General features: G+C 56.5%; 17 protein-coding genes. 12 read left to right on the top strand and 5 right to left on the bottom strand.

Annotated features, from left to right (window positions below):
- Positions 1 to 21: 21 nt before the first annotated feature.
- Positions 22 to 990 carry a phosphate/phosphite/phosphonate ABC transporter substrate-binding protein gene (locus tag KXG62_RS08745; RefSeq protein ID WP_218091558.1) on the bottom strand — a complete coding sequence of 323 codons (969 nt, stop codon included), beginning with the start codon at positions 988 to 990 and terminating at the stop codon, positions 22 to 24.
- A gap of 187 nt (positions 991 to 1,177) precedes the next feature.
- Between KXG62_RS08745 and KXG62_RS08740 the strand changes: the two genes are divergently transcribed.
- Positions 1,178 to 2,773 carry a bifunctional metallophosphatase/5'-nucleotidase gene (locus KXG62_RS08740; protein WP_218091611.1) on the top strand — a complete coding sequence of 532 codons (1,596 nt, stop codon included), beginning with the start codon at positions 1,178 to 1,180 and terminating at the stop codon, positions 2,771 to 2,773.
- A gap of 123 nt (positions 2,774 to 2,896) precedes the next feature.
- Here the strand turns inward: KXG62_RS08740 and KXG62_RS08735 are convergent, their stop codons facing one another.
- The gene (locus KXG62_RS08735) at positions 2,897 to 4,267 is read right to left on the bottom strand and encodes a UTP--glucose-1-phosphate uridylyltransferase (protein WP_218091557.1); all 1,371 of its coding nucleotides are present in this window, start codon (positions 4,265 to 4,267) and stop codon (positions 2,897 to 2,899) included.
- Between the two features lie 263 nt (positions 4,268 to 4,530).
- Between KXG62_RS08735 and KXG62_RS08730 the strand changes: the two genes are divergently transcribed.
- Positions 4,531 to 5,319 (top strand): alpha/beta hydrolase, encoded by a 789-nt coding sequence (locus tag KXG62_RS08730; RefSeq protein ID WP_218091556.1) that lies wholly within the window; start codon positions 4,531 to 4,533, stop codon positions 5,317 to 5,319.
- 652 nt (positions 5,320 to 5,971) lie between these two features.
- Positions 5,972 to 6,280 (top strand): CD3324 family protein, encoded by a 309-nt coding sequence (locus KXG62_RS08725; RefSeq protein ID WP_218091555.1) that lies wholly within the window; start codon positions 5,972 to 5,974, stop codon positions 6,278 to 6,280.
- A gap of 105 nt (positions 6,281 to 6,385) precedes the next feature.
- Here the strand turns inward: KXG62_RS08725 and KXG62_RS08720 are convergent, their stop codons facing one another.
- Positions 6,386 to 7,153 carry a sulfite exporter TauE/SafE family protein gene (locus tag KXG62_RS08720; RefSeq protein ID WP_218091554.1) on the bottom strand — a complete coding sequence of 256 codons (768 nt, stop codon included), beginning with the start codon at positions 7,151 to 7,153 and terminating at the stop codon, positions 6,386 to 6,388.
- A gap of 314 nt (positions 7,154 to 7,467) precedes the next feature.
- Between KXG62_RS08720 and KXG62_RS08715 the strand changes: the two genes are divergently transcribed.
- Positions 7,468 to 7,887, top strand: coding sequence for a gamma-glutamylcyclotransferase family protein (locus tag KXG62_RS08715; RefSeq protein WP_218091553.1), 420 nt, complete (start codon positions 7,468 to 7,470; stop codon positions 7,885 to 7,887).
- A gap of 2 nt (positions 7,888 to 7,889) precedes the next feature.
- On the opposite strand, the gene KXG62_RS08710 is transcribed toward KXG62_RS08715, so the two are convergent.
- Entirely contained in the window at positions 7,890 to 8,279 is a 390-nt protein-coding gene (locus KXG62_RS08710; RefSeq protein ID WP_246627355.1) for a hypothetical protein, read from the bottom strand.
- Between the two features lie 167 nt (positions 8,280 to 8,446).
- Between KXG62_RS08710 and KXG62_RS08705 the strand changes: the two genes are divergently transcribed.
- Positions 8,447 to 8,830 (top strand): response regulator, encoded by a 384-nt coding sequence (locus tag KXG62_RS08705; protein ID WP_218091551.1) that lies wholly within the window; start codon positions 8,447 to 8,449, stop codon positions 8,828 to 8,830.
- Between the two features lie 34 nt (positions 8,831 to 8,864).
- The gene (locus KXG62_RS08700; RefSeq protein WP_246627365.1) at positions 8,865 to 10,595 is read left to right on the top strand and encodes a response regulator; all 1,731 of its coding nucleotides are present in this window, start codon (positions 8,865 to 8,867) and stop codon (positions 10,593 to 10,595) included.
- Between the two features lie 96 nt (positions 10,596 to 10,691).
- On the opposite strand, the gene KXG62_RS08695 is transcribed toward KXG62_RS08700, so the two are convergent.
- Positions 10,692 to 12,020: an ABC transporter substrate-binding protein gene (locus KXG62_RS08695; protein ID WP_218091550.1), complete on the bottom strand. Its 1,329-nt coding sequence runs from the start codon at positions 12,018 to 12,020 to the stop codon at positions 10,692 to 10,694.
- A gap of 568 nt (positions 12,021 to 12,588) precedes the next feature.
- Here KXG62_RS08695 and KXG62_RS08690 point away from each other — a divergent pair.
- The 6 genes from KXG62_RS08690 to KXG62_RS08665 all read left to right on the top strand — a co-directional run bounded on the left by KXG62_RS08690 (position 12,589) and on the right by KXG62_RS08665 (position 20,692).
- Entirely contained in the window at positions 12,589 to 13,095 is a 507-nt protein-coding gene (locus tag KXG62_RS08690) for a NanQ anomerase/TabA/YiaL family protein (RefSeq protein ID WP_218091549.1), read from the top strand.
- The gene (locus KXG62_RS08685) at positions 13,092 to 14,033 is read left to right on the top strand and encodes a dihydrodipicolinate synthase family protein (RefSeq protein ID WP_343223449.1); all 942 of its coding nucleotides are present in this window, start codon (positions 13,092 to 13,094) and stop codon (positions 14,031 to 14,033) included. The genes KXG62_RS08690 and KXG62_RS08685 overlap by 4 nt, the downstream gene beginning before the upstream one ends.
- Before the next feature lie 45 nt (positions 14,034 to 14,078).
- Positions 14,079 to 15,533 carry a hypothetical protein gene (locus KXG62_RS08680; protein WP_218091548.1) on the top strand — a complete coding sequence of 485 codons (1,455 nt, stop codon included), beginning with the start codon at positions 14,079 to 14,081 and terminating at the stop codon, positions 15,531 to 15,533.
- Positions 15,534 to 15,604: 71 nt separating this feature from the next.
- Positions 15,605 to 16,240 (top strand): SGNH/GDSL hydrolase family protein, encoded by a 636-nt coding sequence (locus KXG62_RS08675; RefSeq protein ID WP_218091547.1) that lies wholly within the window; start codon positions 15,605 to 15,607, stop codon positions 16,238 to 16,240.
- A 28-nt stretch (positions 16,241 to 16,268) separates the two neighbouring features.
- Positions 16,269 to 18,797, top strand: a complete 2,529-nt coding sequence (locus tag KXG62_RS08670) for a glycosyl hydrolase family 28-related protein (protein ID WP_218091546.1) — start codon at positions 16,269 to 16,271, stop codon at positions 18,795 to 18,797.
- A 434-nt stretch (positions 18,798 to 19,231) separates the two neighbouring features.
- On the top strand, positions 19,232 to 20,692 hold the full coding sequence (locus KXG62_RS08665) for an Msr family ABC-F type ribosomal protection protein (protein WP_218091545.1): 1,461 nt from the start codon (positions 19,232 to 19,234) through the stop codon (positions 20,690 to 20,692).
- Positions 20,693 to 20,839: the final 147 nt, after the last annotated feature.

Here is a 20,839-nt window from a genome sequence, read left to right as displayed (position 1 = left end):
CTTTTTGCATGGCAGAGCGCCTTATTTCTTTTGACCGATTTCTTTGGCCGCTTGACGGACGATGTCGAACTTCTTGTCGTCGGACTTCACGTAGCCTTGGTGCGAGTATACGTCGAAGATGATTTTTTGGCTCTCCGGGTTTTTGCCGAGATCGATGAACGCTTGCGCGATCTTGTCTTTCCAAGCTGGGTCCATGTCCGGACGAACGGAAACCGTGTCGTTCGGGATCGGGTCGCTGAAGGCAAGCACGCGAACTTTCTGGAATACGTCAGGGAAATCCTTGATCACGTTGATCCGTGCATCCTGGAATACGGCCGCTGCGTCCACTTCGCCGTTCAGTACGGCAAGAACGCCCTTGTCATGGCCTTTCACGGTAATGCCCGTTACGTCCTTCTCCGGGTCGATGCCGTTTTTCTTCATTAGAATTGCAGGGTATACATAGCCGGCGGAAGAGGTAACATCCTGCCATGCAATCTTTTTCCCTTTCAAATCTTTAATATCTTTAATCGGAGAATCGGCTTTCACCACGATCATTGATTTGTAAAAGTCTACCAATTCCTTCGTCGGTTGGCCGGTTTTATCGTCTACGCCAAAACGTTGCGCTTGCAGCAGCAGATCGGCAGCCTTCTTATCGTCATGCGCCATGACGTAGTTGCTTGGCGGCAAGAAGCCGATATCGACTTTTTTGGAAGCCATCGCTTCGATAACGGTGTTGTAGTTCGTGGATACGGAAACTTTCACCGGGATGCCCAGTTTTTCTCCGAGCAGTTTCTCCAGCGGCTTCGCCTTCGCTTCCAGCGTTTCGGCTTGCTGCGATGGAACGAATTGTACCGTCAATTCTTTCGGTACGTAGCCTTTGGCAGCAGGAGCCGCCGCTTTGTTGTCAGGCTGTGCAGGGGCCGGGGTTGTCTCTGGTTTACTGCCGCACCCTACAGCAAATCCCGCAGTCAGCACGAGGGACAAGCTGATTGCTGCAAACTTTTTGAACATGGAATTGACCTCCTGTTAAATGGCTCGGATAAAAATCCATTACTTACTATATCACAATTTGAAGAAAGAGACAGTAAAATATTCGTTAAGTTGCGTCGGAAATTGCAATTTGCTGTCTCCGTTGTGCCTGTCGGGTGAAGTCTGGTATAGTGTAGTCAAATTCGTGTAACGGAGTTGAACAATGCGTATGGCCCGGGAATGCACACTCACCATTCTGGAAACAAGCGATATTCATGGAAATATGATACCCATTCAGTATGCAAATAATAAGCCGACGGAGTACGGCTTTGCCAAAATTGCCACATTGATCCGCGAAGAGCGCCGCAAAGGAGCGCCGCTGCTCGTCATCGACAATGGAGATCTGATCCAGGGGACGCCGCTTGCTTATCATCATGCGAAGCTGAACGCCGAGGCCGCCAGCCCGATGATCGAGTGCCTGAACGAGCTGCGGTACGATGCCGCGGTGATCGGCAATCATGAGTTCAATTACGGCCCGGACCTGCTCGGCAAGGCTGTGCAGGAGTCGCGGTTCCCGTGGCTCTGCGCCAATATCGTGGACGAAGCGACCGGGGATCCGTATTTCGGCAAGCCGTACTTCATTCGAACGTTCGCGGACGATCTGAAGGTGGCCGTGCTCGGGCTGACGACTCATTATATTCCGCATTGGGAGAAGCCGGATTATATTCGCGGGCTGCAGTTCAAGGATGCGCTTCTCACTGCGAAGACATGGGTGCGCAAGCTGCACGAGGAAGAAGGCGCCGATGTCGTCATCGTCTCGTATCACGGCGGCTTCGAGCGCCATCTGGAAACGGGCGAGCCGACAGAGCCGCTGACGGGGGAGAATCAAGGCTACGCGCTGTGCCGGGAGGTTGAGGGAATCGATGTTCTGCTGACGGGCCACCAGCACCGGGTGCTGTCGGATACGACGGTGAACGGCGTTGTCATCGTGCAGCCGGGAAGCACCGGAGCCTGGCTCGGCAAAGTGACGCTGGAGTTGACCAAGGAAGATGGGAAATGGAAGGTGCAGTCCAAACGGTCCGAGCTGCTGTCCCCGCAGGGCGTAGAGCCCGATCCGGCGGTGCTGGCGCTGGTCCAGCCTCATGAGGCGCTCGCGCAAGTATGGCTCGATCAGCCGATCGGCCGGCTGGCGGGCGATATGCGAGTCACCGATCCGATGGGCGTAAGGCTCAAGGAGCATCCGCTGATCGAATTCATCAATAAGGTGCAGATGGACTTATCCGGCGCGCCGATCTCCAATACGGCGCTGTTCGACAACGTCTCGCCGGGATTTCCCGAACATATTACGATGCGCGATATCGTCTCCAACTACATTTACCCGAACACGCTGCAGGTGATCCGCATTACCGGCGCCGATATTCGGGCCGCGCTGGAGCGCACCGCTTCGTATTTCCAGCAGTACGACGGGAGCGGGGACATCGAGGTAAGCCCGCACTTTAGCGATCCGAAACCGCAGCATTACAACTATGATATGTGGGAAGGCATCGAATACCGGCTGAACATTTCGCGGCCCGAAGGCGAGCGGGTGACCCGGCTGGAGTATGATGGGAAGCCGATCGATCCGAAGGCGGAGTACGATGTCGTCATGAACAATTACCGCGCCGGCGGCGGCGGGAATTACTTGATGTTCCAAGGCAAGCCGGTGGTGAAGGACATTCCGACGGATATGGCGGAGCTGCTGGCGTCCTACATTATGGAACGCGGCACAATTGAAGCGACTTTGAACCGGAACTGGGAAGTCGTCTGGGACGAAGCGAAGAGCTAGGCGGCTCGCTGCCCGGAACGAATAATCCGAAGTTTGTACAATAACGTTGTAAAATATGAATATGAAGCAAGCCTTGGTCCCGATGTCGCGGGATCAAGGCTTTATTCGTTAAGGAACCGTCTGCTACTCGCTGGAAATGCCGAGACTTCGAAGAAGATCCGGCTGCTCCAGTCCTTCCCCTCCGTACGACAGAAGCGGGGAAATTTCGATATCCCGTCCCTGGATCGCGCTTGCCGGCACGCCTGCCTCCAGCAGCCACTTGCGGTGCAGATCGAAGACAAGCCGTCTTGCCGACGCCGGGCTGTCGACGCCGTCCTTGTTCTTCACCGGAGCGAACTGCTCCTCGCGTTTCATCTTCAGCACGGTCATGCGGTCCGCCAGCGGGAAGAAATCGAAGATGAACCGCTCGAACTTATAGGCGTTCGGCGTCTCGGGGCGGATCAGCTCGCCGTTTTCGCCGATATATTTGATTATTTTATGTGCCTTATGGTAAGGGATGGCCGCATCGGCATGCCGCTCGATGTAATCGAGACGGAACAGGTGAATCGAGACGTTGCCCAGGCCGAACAACAGTTTGTCCTTGCCGTCCTTTTGCAGCATCACTTCTTCCGGCACATCGGTATATTCCACGACCGAAGGTCTTCCGTCGCGCAGGCAGAGGATGCCGACCTTCTCTTCCGGATATGCCTTCTCGACCGCCTTCGTGGCGATCGGATGACCTAAGTGCGCCGCTACGCCGACGAACAGCGGATCGGCCGCCTGGATCAAGGCGTTGTCCACGTTATAGTAGAACAGCCAGGCCACGCCGCGCCGCTTCATGTCCTCCAGCGCACCGCTCTGCTTGAGGGCGGCGAAGCATTCGCCGTTGCCGCTCGGAGCGAGGCTGATTTCATCCGGGCCGGAGAGTAAAATGCTCCCGTCCATATCGACAGCCGGCATTACGCCCTGCGGGAAAAAGAAGCAATCATCCTCCGCATAGCCGAAATAGTGCGCGGCTTTAAAAAATTGCACCGTTTCGGCGTGATTTTCCGGGCTGGTCATAATGTACCACGGAATCGGCCGGCCCGCGCGCCGGGACAAATTCAGCAGCCGCTCGGCCTGCAACTGAAACAGCGACTTGCCGGACGGCAGTCCGATATCGAACGTGCCCTTCGGCCCTTCGTGGCCGAGCCGGCTTCCTTGTCCTCCGGCGACGACGATCGCGCCGACGCTGCCGCTGCGCAGCAAATCCCAGCCCTTCGCTTCAAAATCCGCTCGCTGCCGCGCGTCGAAATCGTCCCAGTCCGCTGCGTCCATCGGTTCCAGGCGGCTTTGGCCGCTAATGGACGGAGCCGGCGTCCGCATCGCGCTGCGAAGCTGCGTAAAATCGATTCGCAAAATTTGATCGATCAGCCGCTCCGCCCGCTCCTCCGGCAATCGGGATATACACCGCAGTAAATGCTCCTGCTTATATTGTTGAACGAGCGCTTCCGCCCGGCTTCGTTTCGTTTCCATAAGGTCCCTCGCTTGAAAAAGAATGTCGTGCTTCTAGATTTCTTTTATTTTCCATTGTACCATAGCCGCCCTCGGCCCGGCATCCGTCGACGGGCTTAAACCGGCATGGCTGGCGCAAACGAACGAACGGGTGCGCAAGCGCCGCATGTCAACGGACGGGCAGCGCCGGGAAATTCCGAAGCCGCGGCGCGATTTCATAGTACAAACCGGTCGGCGAATGTAGTATGATTTTAGCATACATTTCCATTGGGGAGGTTTCATTGATGAGTTTATTGCTGTGGCCGCAAGGAACGCCGAATGCGCTTGGGGAGGAGCAGGAAGATCGGCCGACGCTGGTGCCTTTCCTGGTGGAGTCCGCCGAGCCGACTTCCGCTGTTGTCGTTTGCCCGGGAGGCGGCTATGGCCGCCGAGCCGAACACGAAGGCGAACCGGTTGCCAGATGGCTCAATACGCTCGGCATCTCTGCCATCGTGCTGCATTACCGGGTGGCCCCTTACCGGCATCCGAACCCGCTGATGGATGCGCAGCGCGCCATCCGGACCGTCCGGCATAACGCCGCCGCGTGGAACGTAGACCCGAAGCGGGTCGGCATTCTCGGTTTCTCCGCAGGAGGGCATCTGGCCTCCACCGCAGGGACGCAGTTCGACGGCGGGGATGCGGAGGCAGCCGACCCGATTGAACGGGAAAGCTCGCGCCCGGACGCGCTTGTGCTCTGTTATCCTGTCATCACGTTCGGCGCGCATACGCATAGCGGCTCGCGCAACAACTTGCTCGGCGACCCGGCCGAGCCGGCGCTAGTCCAGCAGATGTCCAGCGAGAATCGGGTTACGGAGCTTACGCCGCCGACATTCATCTGGCATACGGCGGATGACGCTGGCGTTCCGGTAGAGAACGCGATGCTGTTCGCTTCTGCTCTGCGGAAGCATAAAGTACCGTTCGAGCTCCATATTTATGAGAGCGGCCGGCACGGCCTCGGACTGGCCCAGGAGCATCCGGAAGCGCGCACATGGCCGAATCTATGCGCGAACTGGCTGAAGAAGCAAGGATTTTAGCCTCCCGACTTATGCGAAAGCGAACGGATGCAAAGGGCCTCCGCACGGAGAAGGTCCCGGGCTAATGGCGGCGCAGCGCGGCAGTGAGGATTAAATCGTTATAACGATTTTGTCACCTTGCCCCAAGGCGGCATGTATGAGTTAATAGTACATGTAGCCGGCCAGCTGACGCTAAAGGAAAGGAGTGATCGTGAGCAATGATTACACAAATGGAGGTGGCTTTCGCGTAAAGCGGAAGCGCCAATCAAATGAGGGGCCTTCGCGGGCCCCTTCTATCGTCGAAGGTACGACTGGACATATATGGGAAAGTATGGTTAAATAAAGAAGATTCGCGTATCATCAATCAAATCAGGTGAAAGGAGTGCAGCTGCAATGATCAACAGAAGCGCATTTAGAAACGGAAAAGGGATTGCTCGCAAGTGAATAAGCATTTTCGAAAGCACCGTCACCTGAACGTCATTGATCGATATATGACATAGAAGGCATTTGGGCACGATACGGTACATCGTGTTTTTTTTATTCTTTCATTTACCCGAATGCTGACAGACATCGGTTTTGTATACCAACAAGGCTCTTGATGGAGGTGTGAAGATGAAAATGCTTGCAACTTTCGAGGCTCGGACGAACACGGCACGAAAGGAGGCTTTCATCGGTGGGGTACAAGAACGGGAAGGACATATTACCGCCTAGCCTGCTGAAACAACTGCAGGATTACATTCAAGGCGAGATTATTTATATACCGAAAAAGGAACAAACCCGCGCAGGCTGGGGCGAGAATAACGGAACGCGCCAATCAATTCTGCGCCGCAACTACGAAATTTTTCGGCTGTACCAAAGCGGTCACAGCGTATCGGAGCTGATCCGCCAGTTTCATTTGTCGGAAGACAGTATCCGCAAAATTATCGTCAAAACCCGCGGACTTACAATCCGGCAGCAGGAAGCGGCGTCCACAAGGCATTGACCGGAAACGCCGGTTCCCGGTCCGGCTAATATAGAAGAATGAAGCCAGAAGTGGACGCTTTTGGCTTTTTTCTTGTTCATGGATGCTTATAGATATGAAGGACGGTTAAATTAATTTAATGCCGCTGATGAGAATAATCGTAGCCATGACCGTACGAAGCGGGGTGGAAGGCAGCTTCGCCGACAGGCTGCTGCCGACAAGGACGCCCGGGACGGAGCCGGCGAGCAGATTGAATGCCAGCGCATAGTTGATCGTTCCGAATCCGGCGTGCATGAGGCCTGCGGCCGTTACGAGCAGGAACGCGTGCACGATATCGGTGCCGACGAGCTCGGCGGCGGTCAGCCGGAACAAAAACATCATCGCCAGCGCAAACAATGAGCCGGAACCGATCGAGGTCAAGCCGACAACGAATCCAAGCACGACGCCGATCAGGATGGTCAGCGCCTTCTTCTCTGACAGCGGCTTCTGCTGAATTCGGTTTGTCCGCGCGCCGCCCTTGTCGAACCAGACTTTCACCAGGCTTACGAGCGCAACGATGATCAGCACGATGCCGAGCGCATGCTTGATGATGGCGTCCTGGTAACCATGCAGCGGCGGATAATATTTGAGCAGCAGAATCGCGGCAATGGCGCTCGGGACGCTTCCCATCGCCAAATACAGCACGAGAGAAGTCTGCACGGTCCGCTGACGTATATGCTGAATGCTTCCGAACAGCTTCGTAATCGAGTTATAAAATAAATCAGTCGCAACAGCCACTGTCGGCTGTATGCCAAGGAATACGAGCACCGGTGTCAACAGCGCCGCGCCACCGACGCCGGTAAGCCCGACAAGCAGCCCCACGAAGGCACCCATCAAAACAATTGTCCAGTCCATTCCATACGCTCCTTGCGATTCAGATCCAATAACAACAAGTATAATTCCTACTTAACCGATATGCAATAAGGTTTTTTTAAGTTTGGCGCTTATCATACCGCGATTTCTCTAAACGGGAAACGTATCTTTACTTTGCGATGGATGGTCATGGAGAATCGCGGCGCATTTCGTACGCTTTCTCACTATATGTATGCCCATGTTTCCTGGTGCTCCTCCATTAGAGGCGCTTTCCGGGCACGGGCGGCGCGTCCGGGGCTTGGGATGTGGTATGATAAGAGAAGGGTATTGACGCTTGGTTGCAAAGGAGTGTTGTCATGATTCCGGTCTTTGTGTACGGCACACTGCTTGAGGGCGAGTCGAATCATCACGTGGTCGCATCCTATACTTTGTCGTCCCGGCCCGGCGTCGTGTACGGCAAGCTGTATGATTGCGGCGATTACCCGGCGATCGTGCTTGCCGGCTATGGGGATGGCGATCTGGTGGAGGGGTGGTGGCTTATCGTTACGGAAGAAGGGCTCGCCCGCATGGATGCGCTTGAGGAATATTACGGTCCGGGCATGCCGAACGATTACGAACGAATCTGGGTGCGCGATGCGCGGCGCGAGGAACGGGAAGGGTGGATTTACGCCTGGGCTGATTCCCGGGGCTGTCCTGCGATCTCCGGACGTTCGTGGCGGAAATATCGGGAGAGCAGGCAGACCGTAGCGGAGCGCGCCCCGGCGGATCCGTCGTGATCCTACTTACGCCGTGATTGCGGCCTCCAGTCGTCTTTCTCGAACTTTTTGACAATTTCGGTCATGCGCAGGACGATGCCGCTGAATTCTTCTTCGCCGATCACCTGCTGCAGCTGGTCGGCCGTCAACGGATCACGGTACAGCTTTCGCGTGACGGAGCTGTCTGTATACCAGGCTTCGGTAACGGCGAAGCTGCCGTTCATTTTCAGCCATACCTCATGATAGTACTGCTCCTGTTCATTTTGCAGCTTCATGTTAAGGTAATAGGCTTGCATCGGGATCCGGGGATCGGAAATGCGCTGGCTGATGACGGACCCGGACGATACCGGTTGTCCGAAGCTGACATATTTGGACACCTTGCGGATCAAGTGTTCAATGGAAGCGGGGTTCAATGTGACCATCCTTTCGATAGGGCAAAACTACCAATATATCTAAAATATTTTTTATAATCGTATCATACCATGGTTCTTATGTCTCATACATCATACTATTGGCTTATGTAAAGTACGAATTTTGTTGAAAAATATGGATGCGGCATTCGGGAAAGGGGACATACAGCATGGCAGCGGGAAACATATTGCTGGCCGAGGACGAGGCGGCCTTGCGGTTTTTGCTGACGGAAACGCTGAAGGACGAAGGATATGAAATTACGGAAGCGGAGGATGGGCAGCAGGCGATCGATTGTTTGCAATCGGAGACGTTCGACCTGATCATCCTGGATTATATGATGCCCGAGCGGACGGGCGTAGAGGTGTGCGAATGGCTGCGGAGACATCCGAACCCGAACGCGCAGGCGCCCGTTATATTGCTGACGGCCAAAGCGCTGGAGAAAGATCGGGAGCGGGCGAAGGCGGCGGGCGTGACGCAGTATATCGTCAAGCCGTTCAGCCCGCTTCAGCTGTTGGATACGATTGGCGATATGATTCGGCGCGGCAAGCCTTGACCCGCCCGGTTTGCTGGAGGAAAGACGGAGTGTGATGAAGATGAACGGGATGATGCAAGACCGCGATGAAAAAGAACGCAGATTGATGAAGGAGGGGCGCAAACGATATGTTCATGAGCTCGGCAAGCAGACGGCTTCGCTGAGCGATTGGATCGAAGCGGCGGCCGGCGGTGAAGAGCCGCTAGCGGCGGGGCAGCGCGTCTATCGAATCGCCCATACGATCAAAGGAAGCGCGCCGATGTTCGAACTGCAGCGGATCGGCCTGCTGGCCGGAGCGCTGGACCGGATCTGGCAGTGGACGCAGGATGAGGGTGCGGGCCTATCCGGCGGAATGGTGGCGGCAGCGGAGTGCGCTGCGGCCAGCGCCGAGGCGTCCCGGCCGCATCTGGAGGAGCTGAAGCTGGAGCTGGAGATGTACGGGCGCGAGCTGGAGCTCGACGAGCAGTACGAGCATCTGTACCGCCAGGTATCTCCGCAGCGCGATGAGAGGCTGCTTGTGATCGACGACGACGATGCCATCCGCTCGTATTTGGCGCAAAGGCTCGCGCTTGAAGGCTATGAGGTGGATGAAGCGGCAGATGTCGCGGCTGCACAAAGGCTGCTGCGGGAGCGGACATACCATCTGGTTACGTTAGACCTGATGATGCGGCCTGCCAGCGGGTATGAATTGCTCGAGTTTATGAAAGAGGATCCGACGCTCAAATGGATTCCCCTGATGATCGTGTCGGCCCGCGACGACGTGCAGGATAAAGTGCGCAGCTTTTATTTGGGGGCCGACGATTTCGTAGCCAAGCCGTTTCATTATGAAGAAATGCATGCGCGCATTTGCAGCTTGCTGAAGCGCACGCGAACGTTCGAGCAGCTTGCGTTTCGCGATCCGCTGACCGGCGTGTACAACCGGCGCTACTTCGATCATCAGATCCAAGTGGAGCTCGATCGCATTCGCCGTTATCCGGCGCCGATCTCTTTGGTGTTCATCGACATCGACCGGTTCAAGTCGATCAACGATACGCACGGGCATCATGTAGGCGACCTGGTGCTGCAAGGACTTGCTCACATGCTGCAGCATCAACTGCGCTCGACCGACCTGCTGGCCCGGTTCGGCGGCGAGGAATTCGTCGTCGTGATGCCGAATACGTCCGGGGCGGACGCCCAGAAAGCGGTGGAAGCGATTCTCGCCTTGGCGCATAAGGAGCCCGTCGCTCAAAACGAGGGCGAGTCGTATCGTATCACCTTCTCGGCGGGCGTAACGGAATGGCGCCCGGGGATGACGGTGGAGGCGTGGATCGCGCAGTCCGACGATGCGATGTACGATGCCAAGCAGCACGGGCGCGATCAGGTTGTGCTCCGCACAGGCGAAGACAGCGCGGCTTCCGGGGGAACGCATGCGCAGCAATCGAGCAAGAAGGTGCTGATTGCCGACGACGACCGCATCCTGCGTTCGATATTGATCGCCAAGCTGAAGCATCTTCCGGTGCAGTTCATCGAGGCGGAGGACGGTGAGCAAGCGTACCGGAGCCTGCTTCAGCAGCCGGTCGACCTGTGTCTGCTGGACGGCGTCATGCCGGAGCTGGACGGGTATGGGTTGCTCGAACGGCTCCAGACGAGCGGGCAGCGTCCGGCTGAGAAAATATTGGTTCTATCCGGCCGCAGCCGGGAAGAAGACATGAACCGGGGACTTCAGCTCGGGGCTAACGCGTTTATGCACAAGCCGTTCTCCATGGTGGAGCTGGAGGTTAAGGTCAGAGAACTGCTGAACCTATGACCTGCTGCACACAGCGAAATGCCCGGCCGTCCGAAGACGGTCGGGCATTTGGATAATGCTTACTTGCCGCGAAGCGATGACGGCTTCCCGCGGGCATTACTTCGCTTTCAATTTCTCCTCATTGATCGTCTTGATCATTTGCTCCTCCGCAACGCGCAGGGCGGTGTTCAGATCCGCCTTGTCGGTAAAATATTGCTCCAGCTGCTTCTGCACAAGGCTTTGAACCTTGCTGTCATATGCTGTTCTGCCATACGGATCGGCATACTTCATGTTGAAGATCGGCGTTAAGTTCACGCCTTTAGCCAGCGGATTGTTCTCATACAGCTTCTTCCGCACCTCGGGATTCACAACGGCCGGCGGATTGCCGAGCTTGGCCGCTTCGCCCTGCACCTCATCCGAGAGCAGATGGGCGACAAGCTGGAAGACCAGATCTTGGTTTTTGCCGCCTTCCGGTATAATGAAGCCATCTGAGAACACGCCCGGACCGACGCCCGGCTTATCTTTCATGGAAGGGAACGTGGTCACGCCCCAGTTCAGCCCTTTCTTGACCGATTCGGCAAAATCGGCGTCGCCGATCAGGAGCAAATGCGGGAACATCGCCAAATTGCGCGTTTCCAGGAACGCTTTCCGGCCGTCGCCGAAGGAGGCGCCTTTCGGGTAATTGCCGGGAATGCCGTAAATGTCCTTATAGGTGCGGAACAGCGTTTGCCAGCGGTCGTTCGACAGCAGCACCGGCTTCTCCGTTTTCGGATCGACATAAGGCAGCGACATTTGCGTCTGGATGCGGTTGATGCTGATGCCCGAATGCAGTCCGCGGAATTCCACGCCGTCGCGGGTGCCCGTCACTTTTTTGGCCAGTTCGACGGCTTGATCCCATGTCATATTGTCCTTCGGATATTCGACGCCGAATTTATCGAAGATGTCCTTGTTGTAATGGAGGCCGAAGGAGAACGCGCGGAACGGCAGGTAGAGCAGCTGATTTTTGTCCGAATAGCTGCGGATGCTTTTCACGAGTGTCGGGTCGAGCCGGCTCAAATCGAAGCCGTGCTTCTTGGCCAGCGGCTCCAGATCGACGGGCAATTTCAGGTCGTTAAGCGTTTGCATATTCGTCAGGCCTTCCCAGATCAAATCCGGAATTTGACCGGCCGTCAACAAGTCCTGGATCGTTTTCCCCTTTTCGCTATCCACCTTTTGAATCGTGACGTTCGGGAATTTTTTACTTAGCGGCTGCTTAATATATTTATCGAAGTCGTCATCGAGCAGCAGTGTCCGCGCGTAGAGCGTAACGGTTACCGGGCTGTTATTTTGCACCGCGGGTGTATTGCCGCTCGACTGCGGCTGCTTGTCGCCTCCGCTGCAGCCGGACATAACGGCGCAGCCGAGGACGAGGCCGGACAGCATCCATTTGGATTGCTTGTTGAACATTGGAATCACCTCATGAATGGATTTGTGGATCGGAAACGACCGATGAGTAAAGCGCTTGCATAACGTGCTGCGGATCGGTATTTATTTTTTGTATACAACCCTCTGCAGCGCCTGAATGTGTTGCCAAATGCCGATTCCCCCTTTGTGTGCCGCACTGATCCCATGCAATGCGTCAATTTTGTTCTATAATGAAGAACTTGATTCTATACATATTAGAAAAAAAGAGGAGCGGCTCGCCGAAGCTAACGGCTCATTGATGTTCTGCAATATAGAACCATGTTCATCATTATATGTTTATAGTTGTATAGTACGGGATACAAAAAAATATATCAACTGGTTTTTCGTAAATTTTTTGAAGCTTGCCAAAAAACAGGCGCAGCGGACACGGGAACGTTTTTTTGAAAAAATTAGGATTGTAATCGCCAACAATGTGTATTAAAATGGATTTGTAAGAACGTTGTTCTATAATTAAGAACGAATCCATTGCAGGATTAGGGCTAGGTTGTGAAGCTGTGCCAAATGGTAAGAACTTTGTTCTTTTATACGGAACCACTGAGGGAGGCTTTGTATGATCGTTAGCGATCTGATCCGCTGGGATCGGGAAAAACATATGTTTCATCCGTCCATCCAGGCGGGAGTCGATTATATTCGGCGGACGAATTTTGACACCGTGGAGGATGGCACGTATGCGATCGAAGGAGAGCACTTGTTTGCGATCGTTCAGACGGTCGGGACAGAGGCCAAGCCGCTTCGCACGCCCGAGTCGCATGAAACGCACATTGACATTCAATGTCTGCTTCGCGGCGAGGAGCGAATCGGGGTCGTCAGGGCCGACGGCAAGCAGCGTATCACGCAGCAGCTGCTGGACGAGAAAGACTTGCTGCTGTATGACGCCGGGCTCGACGATGCGGATTTGCTGCTCACACCGGGAATGTTCGCCGTCTTTTTTCCGGCTGACGTGCACCGGCCTTGCTGCAGCGTGACCGGCGACCGGAAGATCCGCAAGGTGGTTGTCAAAATTCATAAGCAGTTGTGGATGCAAGATTTTTACTTCAGCGAAGCGAGGGAACGATGATGGGCAAAACGATTGCAAGCGGCGTATGGCCAACGATGATTACGCCTTTTACATTGAAGGGCGAGGTGGATTACGACGCCTTGGAACGGCTGGTGGAATGGTATATCGGTCATGGGGTGCAAGGCTTGTTCGCCGTATGCCAATCGAGCGAAATGTTTTATTTGACGCTGGAGGAGCGGATAAGTGTTGCGCGCTTCGTGAAGGAGAAGGCGGCTGGCCGCGTTCAGGTCATCGCCTCGGGGCATATTTCCGACGAGCTCGCCGATCAGATCGAGGAATTGAAGCAAATGGCGGCTACGGGCGTGGATGCGGTCGTCATCGTCAGCAACCGTCTTGCGAAGGCCGAGGAGGACGACAGCGTATGGATCGGGAACGCGCAGAAGCTGCTGGATGCGGTGCCGGACATTCCTTTCGGCGTCTACGAGTGCCCGTATCCGTACAAGCGGCTGCTCTCCCCCGATACGTTGAAGTGGTGTGCGTCGACCGGAAGGTTCCTGTTCCTCAAAGACACGAGCTGCGACATTGGGCAAATGAAAGCGAAGCTCGAAGCAGTTGCCGGCAGCGAGCTGAAGCTGTTCAACGCCAATTCGACGACGCTGCTGGAGTCGCTTAAGCTTGGCGCGGCAGGTTTTAGCGGGGTCATGGCGAATTTCCATCCGGACTTGTATGTGCAGCTTATCGGGCAGTGGCGCCAGAACGCGGAGCTGGCCGAGCGGCTGCAGTCGTTTCTGACGGTTGCCTCGCTGATCGAGCTGCAGGTGTACCCGGTGAATGCGAAGTACCACTTGCGGCAGCTCGGGCTGCCGATCGAGACGGTCTGCCGCGTTCGGGACGATTCCGCACTGAAGGGCAATCATCGAATGGAAGTAGAACAGCTGGAGAAGCTCGGGCAGACGGTCAAACGGCTGTTGTTCCAGGAGAAGGAGTCCGTCCGTTAGGCTGCACAAGGAGATAATGATATTGCACATTGGGGAGGCGTTCGTATGATCGGTGTACGAAAACAAACATGGGGCTATTCGAATACGAAAGCGTTGATGCGTGCGGTGCATGGAGAGGAAGCGGCATGCAGCGATTTGAATATCGTGCGGCTGGCGCCCGGCGACGGCAAACTGCGGCTCGACTGGAAGTATGAAGGCGCTTATGATGCCGGAGCACTCGCTTATGAGATCCGTTTGACGTCCGGGGAAGACGAAACGGAGCTGGCTGTTGTCCGGGTGGCGGACGGTGGGAACAGCGCGGAGCTTAAGGGCCTCGACAACGGGAAGGAGTACCGGGTATCCGTTCGGGCGATGGCGGAGGGCTTAGCTGAGCCGGTTGCGGACAGTCCGGTCAGGCAGGTACGGACCGGCGATGTGCCGGGAACGGTCATCAACTACATTCATCCGGACGATTACACGTACGGCTTCTCGGGCCGCTCGCCGGCCAGCCCTTCCATCGTCAAGCTGCCTGGCGGCGAGTGGATTGCTTCTCACGACGTATACTGGGGGAAAGCGGGGCAAAACTTGACGAAGCTGTTCCGCTCGGCCGACGAAGGACGCACCTGGTCGTTTCTGTGCGACCTGTACCCGTGCTTCTGGGGCAAGCTGTTCCTGCACCGCGGGGCGCTGTATATGCTCGGAACGAGTACGGAGTACGGCGCGCTGCTGATCGGCCGCTCGGATGACGGAGGACGGACGTGGTCCGCGCCTACCGAAATTATTCCGGAGGGCAGCCGGGAGGCCAGAGGGCCGCATCGGGCGCCGATGCCGGTCGTGGAGCATAAGGGCCGCCTCTGGACGGCGGTGGAATTCGGCTCGTGGCAAACCGGCGGGCATGATACCGGCATCGTGTCGGTGCCTGCGGACGGCGATTTGCTCGATCCGGCGCAATGGGCCGTCACGCCGTTTCTGTCTTACTCTAGCGTTTGGCCCGGCACGATCGAAGGCGGGAAGCCGTCGCTGCTCGAGGGCAATGCGGTCGTGACCCCGGACGGAGGACTGGTCAACCTGCTCCGCTACAATACGAAGGGCGGCAGCCCCGAATACGGCCGGGCGATTATGCTGAACGTCGACGACGAGCGCCCGGAAGCGCCGCTGTCGTTCCGGAAAGTCATCGACTTTCACGGGAACATGTCCAAGTTTACGATCCATTACGATGCCGTAAGCGGCAAATATTGGTCTTTGGTTAACCGGGTGACGCTTCCGAACGTGAGTCAGCGCAATATTTTGACATTGGTCTCGTCGGAAGATCTGGAGCATTGGCATATTCACAAAGACGTTCTGAATTACCAGGATAACGGATGGCCCGAGGACGCAACGAAGGTCGGCTTCCAGTACGTCGATTGGCAGTTTGACGGCGACAACATCGTGTATGCCAGCCGGACGGCCATCAACGGCGCCTTCAATTACCATAATGCGAACTACCTTACGTTCCATACGATTGCGCATTTCCGCAATTAATCTTACTGCTGCGTGCCTGATTCCAGGGGAACGACGGGATAGGGGAAGGGAAAGGGAAAGGGAAAGAAGCGATGACGTTTCAATTAAACGATACGCTGGTGTTCATTGGAGACAGCATTACGGACAAGGGGCGGAAGAACGATCCGCTCAAGCTCGGCGGCGGCTACGTAAGGCTGCTGCATGATTATTTCGCTGCGGCGCGCCCGGAGCTGTCGCTTCGGATCATCAATGAGGGGACGAGCGGCAACCGGGTCATCGACCTGCAGCGGCGGTGGCGGCTCGATGTGCTGGAGCATCGGCCGAACTGGGTATCGGTTTCGATCGGCATTAACGATGTGTGGCGGCAGCTCGATTCGCCTGAGGCGGAGCAGGTGCACCCGGAGCGGTTCGCCGAAGTGTACCGGGGCTTGCTGGAACAGGCGAGAGCGGAGACCGGCTGCCGGTTTATTCTGATGCAGCCTACGATCATCAAGGAATATCCCGACTCGGTCGGCAACCGGATGCTGAAGCCGTATGTCGATATCGTCGAGCAGTTGGCCGCATCGTTCCAGGCAGTGCTCGTGCCCACGCATGAAGCGTTTATCGCATTTTTACGGCGGGAGACGGGCAAAGCGCTGACAACCGACGGCGTCCATATGACGTCGCTGGGCGATATGCTGATTGCGTCGACATGGTTGAAAGCGGTTCAACGGGAGATGCCGTTTTAATATTTTGGATGAAAGCGGGGGGCGAACGATGCCGGATGACCGGAAGGAATCGGAGCGGCAAGAACGGGATCAGGACGGGAGCGAGGTGCACGGAAAGGGGGAGGCGGGGAAGCCCGTCATTACGAGAAGAACGTTTTTTTCCTCCGTGGGCGCGGCCGGGGCGGCATTCGTCGCAGCGAGCGTATATGGGATCGGCGGCGGGACGGACGATCGTCTGAAGCCGAAAGATTTGATGGCGCTTCAATATTGCGTGACGGCCACGATTGCCGGCATCCGCAGCGACGGGGCGCCCGATCCGGACTTCGTCTACTTCGTGACGGATCCCGGTCAGGAAGGGCCGTTCGTCTGCGATCCGGCCGATACCGCGACGCCCGATAATACCGGTCTCGTACTGGTGGCCCAGTCGGGCATGCGGCTGAAGCGGGTGTACGAAGGCGAGATCAGCGTCCGCTGGTTCGGGGCGCGGGGCGATGGCCAAACCGACGATACGGCGGCCATCCAAGCGGCGATTCGGGTATGCGGCGAGCGGGGCGGCACGGTATATATTCCGGCGGGCCGGTACATCTGCTCCGCTACGATCGTCGTTCCTTCCGGCGTCGTGCTGCGGGGAGCCGGGCTCGACGAATGGGTGCCGAGCGCGCAAAATATTAAAAAGACCGACGGCAAAGGAACGCATCTGGTCTTCAAAGGCACGGGGCCGAAAGTGCATACCGTATACGGGATCACGAATATGCGGATGGGCGGCGGCGTGCGAAGCAATCCCGACGTGTCCGGCCAAGACTACAAGCTGACGAACTTTTACCGGGAGGACGCGGCGGGTAGCAACCCGGCGACGGCCGAGCCGTTCTCGGTTGCGGTGCTGATCGAGGATGCGGTGCAAAGCGGCATATCGCAGCTGCGGATCACGCATTTTTTTAACGGCATCGAAGGCTTCAACAGCGCGACGGACCCCGGCTTCGGGGATGCGTGGGATATCGGCCTGTGGCTGAAGAACGCTTCGCAGGGCCGCTATGATCTCATTCAGGTGGTCGGCTACTGGCGCAAATACGGCGTGCTGATCAGCAGCATGAACGATCCGCGCTACCCGGATCGCGTGCCGACGGCAGAGAGCAACCGTTTCGTGCAATGCGTGGCCAGCGGCAAAGTCGGGATGGGCATTCGCAGCGGCGACGTGTATCGCTGCCTGGCATCGTCGTCCGGCTCCGTCAGCATCGCCTGGTCGCCGAGCAATCCGTACCCAAACGGCGGCGGCACGTTCCGTGTCGGCTCGGACCCGTATACGTACAGCCAGGCCAACCGGGTCGATGACGCGACGCTGCGCTTCGATGGCGTCAGCCCGAACCCGGTCTCGGGCGGCATTAAGGCCGGAAGCGAGATTCGGACGTCGGCTTCGAATTTCGGCTTCGCCGGTACGGTAATCAGCGACTGCTATATCTCCGGGTTCGATCACAGCAGCGGGGTCGTGTGCACAAACGGCGGCCTCGCGGGGCCCTTCGACTCGCCGTCTGCCTGCTTGGAAATATCCGGGGAGCCGGTACGCGGCATCATCTTCATGAACTGTACGATTCAGACGCGGGAAGATGTGCTGCTGCACTGCCACGATGCCCGGGACATTGAATTTATCGCCTGCTACTTCGAGGCGAAGAGCGCCCGGTCCGCCCTGAGGAGCGGCTTTAACCATCCGGCCGGCGCCCGCTTTATCGCATCGCCGTTTATCGGCAAGAGCACAGCGCCGTATCCTTCCGGGGAAACGAACGATATCGTGTTCGTGCGTTGCACGGGAACGGACAGCGTCATTTGCCGGCAGCCGTTGTTCAAGCGGACGGGCGCGACGCGCTTCGGGGCCGAGAGCGGCTTGTTCACGCCGCGGGGCTTCGTCGACGACAGCCTGATCAACGGCCGCATCGACGGAACGGTTCCGATCTCGCTGCCGAAGTCAACGCCGGTCACGATCTACGATTACAACGGCAATAAGCTCGGAATGATCGGCTACAACGAGAACGGGGAGCTGGACCTGCGGTCCGCAGCGGGCAATTTGCGGCTGCGCAACGATTCGGTGACGCGGATGCTGCTCAGTCCGAGCGACATCACCGTGTACGGCACGACTCGCCCGAACGCGGACAACGCGGTGAGCCTGGGAACGAGCAGCAGCCGATGGAAAGACATCTACGCCGCCACCGGGACGGTGAACACGTCCGATGCCCGGGAGAAGGAGCGGGTCGAACCGCTTGCGGCTGCGCTGGAGCTGATCGAACGGCTGCGTCCGGTTGCGTTCAAGTTCAAGGACTACAAGGAAACGGTCAAGGATGAGTCAGGGAAGGAGCGCGTCATCGAGCATCAGTTCGATCGGATGCACTTCGGACTGATCGCCCAAGAGGTGAAATCCGTATTCGACGCGCTCGGCATGGACGCCGGGGCTTACGTATACGATCGGGACACGGATCGTCACGGCCTTCGCTATACGGAATTTGTGCCCGTGCTGATTCAGGCGGTGCAGGAGCTGAGCCGCGAGGTGAAGCGGCTGTCGGATGCCGCTCCGCGCAGCGATGCAAATTGACAGCTGCTGCCGCCGATGGTAAGATACCAGTAATCTAAGTGAGGAGGATTGCGATCGATGGTTCACTCTATGCGTTTAAGGTAAGCAGGCGATAAAAAAGCGGATATTACCACTAAGGTGGGCTTTTTTCGAGCTGCTTATTTTCACGTATGAGGACATCGACCGCGATCCGGACGGCTTTTTTTGTTATGCCTCGTTTCGTTCTGTTCTGGTACGTACTTTATGCAGACCCAAGCCCGCCAGTGGACTTGGGTCTGCTTTTTTTTGCTATCATGCCAGGATGTGTACCGATTCAAAGCAAATGAAGAGAAAAGGAGCCCTAATCATGCGCAGCATACACTGGTACTTCTTTATATAATCTCCCCTTCGCAAATCGCAGGTCAGCCTGCGAAGTTTCAAGACGGAAACTGCGATTTTTCGGAGGAGGATTATTCATGTTATTGATCAAAGCGACAGAGCTTTATGTGGAATATATGGGACGCGAGGTACTCGATATCGACCGGTTGGAGTTGTATGAATACGATCGCATCGGTTTGGTTGGCGCGAACGGAGCGGGGAAAAGCACGCTTCTCAAAGCGCTGCTGGGCAGCATCCCTCTGCAGCATGGCAAGATTGAAAGGGAAGGGACGTTTGCCTATATCCCTCAGTTGGAAGAGGCGGTTGTCCAAGCCGCACAGGACTACGCTATCATGGGCAAGCTCCATGTCGACCGGGTGCAAGCCGGGACGATGAGCGGCGGGGAAGAGACGCGGGTGAAAATTGCGCAGGCGCTGTCGGGGCAGGTGCACGGTCTGTTTGCCGACGAGCCGACATGCCATCTGGACCGTGAAGGGATCGACTTCCTCGTGAACCGGCTCACGCATTATGCCGGGGCGCTGCTCATCATCAGTCATGACCGTTATTTCCTGGATAAGGTCGTCGATAAGATCTGGGAGCTGAAGGACGGGAGAATTACCGAGTATTGGGGTGGCTATACCGACTATTTGGCCCAGAAGGAAGAGGAGCGGCAGAGCCAGGCTGCCCGATATCGTCAATATACGGCGGAACGGGAGCGGCTGGAACAAGCGATCGAGGAGAAGAAAAGCCAGGCCCGGCAGCTTGATCAAAAGGAAAAGAAAGCGGATAAAAAAAATAAGACGGAAAGCGGCGGACGCCTCAGTCATCAGAAATCGCAAGGCAGCAAGCAGAAGAAGCTGTATAACGCGGCCAAAAACATGGAACGGCGAATCGAAGCGCTTGGCGAGGTGGCCGCACCGAAAGCCTTGCGAAGCGTTCAATTCCGGCAGAGCAAGACGCTGGCATTGCATAACCCGTTCCCGATTGCGGGACAGGAGATCAGCAAACGGTTCGGAGACAAGGTGATTTTCGATAACGTCTCCTTTCAGTTCCCGCTCGGGGGCAAGATTGCGATCGTCGGCGCGAACGGGGCCGGGAAAACCACGCTGTTCCACATGATTCGCGACCGGGAGAGCGGCATTACGTTATCGCCTAAAGCGGAAATCGGCTGCTTTGTCCAAAACGGTTACAAGTTCGAACGGAATCAGAACGTCATGGCCTACATGCAGGAGCAATGCGAGTATCCCGTTGCGGACATTCGCGCCGTACTCGCATCCATGGGGGTCACGCATCAGGACGTTCGCAAAGAGCTATCGGTATTGAGCGGCGGCGAAATTATCAAGCTCCAGCTGGCCAAACTGCTGCTTGGGCGCTACAATATTTTGCTTATGGACGAACCGAGCAACTTTCTGGACATTCCCGCCGTGGAAGCGCTCGAGACCATGATGCGAAAGTACGCGGGCACGATCGTCTTCATATCGCATGATGCCCGCCTGCTCGAGAATGTTGCCGATCAGGTGTTTGAGGTGAAGGAGGGCCGGCTTGATCGATTGAAGTAAGGGGCAAACAGGCGACCTCACGAATACGATCGCGAGTTTGCCGCACGGCCAGCTTGCTCTTCGCTTATCGAACGGGAAGATATTGAGCCAACTTAATACGTTTCATCATCGTCTATAATATATAGCAGATTGGAAAAGGAGGCGAAG

Source organism: Paenibacillus solanacearum, from assembly GCF_910593845.1.
Lineage (GTDB): Bacteria > Bacillota > Bacilli > Paenibacillales > NBRC-103111 > Paenibacillus_G > Paenibacillus_G solanacearum.
The sequence above is the reverse complement of the archived record's forward strand: the minus strand, read 5'-3'. Positions and strand labels throughout refer to the sequence as shown.

What these genes read in the sequence shown, in the direction of transcription:
- KXG62_RS08745 (WP_218091558.1), bottom strand. Translation starts at nt 990, where the DNA reads ATGTTCAAAAAGTTTGCAGCAATCAGCTTGTCCCTCGTGCTGACTGCG.
- KXG62_RS08740 (WP_218091611.1), top strand. Translation starts at nt 1,178, where the DNA reads ATGGCCCGGGAATGCACACTCACCATTCTGGAAACAAGCGATATTCAT.
- KXG62_RS08735 (WP_218091557.1), bottom strand. Translation starts at nt 4,267, where the DNA reads ATGGAAACGAAACGAAGCCGGGCGGAAGCGCTCGTTCAACAATATAAG.
- KXG62_RS08730 (WP_218091556.1), top strand. Translation starts at nt 4,531, where the DNA reads ATGAGTTTATTGCTGTGGCCGCAAGGAACGCCGAATGCGCTTGGGGAG.
- KXG62_RS08720 (WP_218091554.1), bottom strand. Translation starts at nt 7,153, where the DNA reads ATGGACTGGACAATTGTTTTGATGGGTGCCTTCGTGGGGCTGCTTGTC.
- KXG62_RS08715 (WP_218091553.1), top strand. Translation starts at nt 7,468, where the DNA reads ATGATTCCGGTCTTTGTGTACGGCACACTGCTTGAGGGCGAGTCGAAT.
- KXG62_RS08705 (WP_218091551.1), top strand. Translation starts at nt 8,447, where the DNA reads ATGGCAGCGGGAAACATATTGCTGGCCGAGGACGAGGCGGCCTTGCGG.
- KXG62_RS08700 (WP_246627365.1), top strand. Translation starts at nt 8,865, where the DNA reads ATGAAGATGAACGGGATGATGCAAGACCGCGATGAAAAAGAACGCAGA.
- KXG62_RS08695 (WP_218091550.1), bottom strand. Translation starts at nt 12,020, where the DNA reads ATGTTCAACAAGCAATCCAAATGGATGCTGTCCGGCCTCGTCCTCGGC.
- KXG62_RS08690 (WP_218091549.1), top strand. Translation starts at nt 12,589, where the DNA reads ATGATCGTTAGCGATCTGATCCGCTGGGATCGGGAAAAACATATGTTT.
- KXG62_RS08685 (WP_343223449.1), top strand. Translation starts at nt 13,092, where the DNA reads ATGATGGGCAAAACGATTGCAAGCGGCGTATGGCCAACGATGATTACG.
- KXG62_RS08680 (WP_218091548.1), top strand. Translation starts at nt 14,079, where the DNA reads ATGATCGGTGTACGAAAACAAACATGGGGCTATTCGAATACGAAAGCG.
- KXG62_RS08675 (WP_218091547.1), top strand. Translation starts at nt 15,605, where the DNA reads ATGACGTTTCAATTAAACGATACGCTGGTGTTCATTGGAGACAGCATT.
- KXG62_RS08670 (WP_218091546.1), top strand. Translation starts at nt 16,269, where the DNA reads ATGCCGGATGACCGGAAGGAATCGGAGCGGCAAGAACGGGATCAGGAC.
- KXG62_RS08665 (WP_218091545.1), top strand. Translation starts at nt 19,232, where the DNA reads ATGTTATTGATCAAAGCGACAGAGCTTTATGTGGAATATATGGGACGC.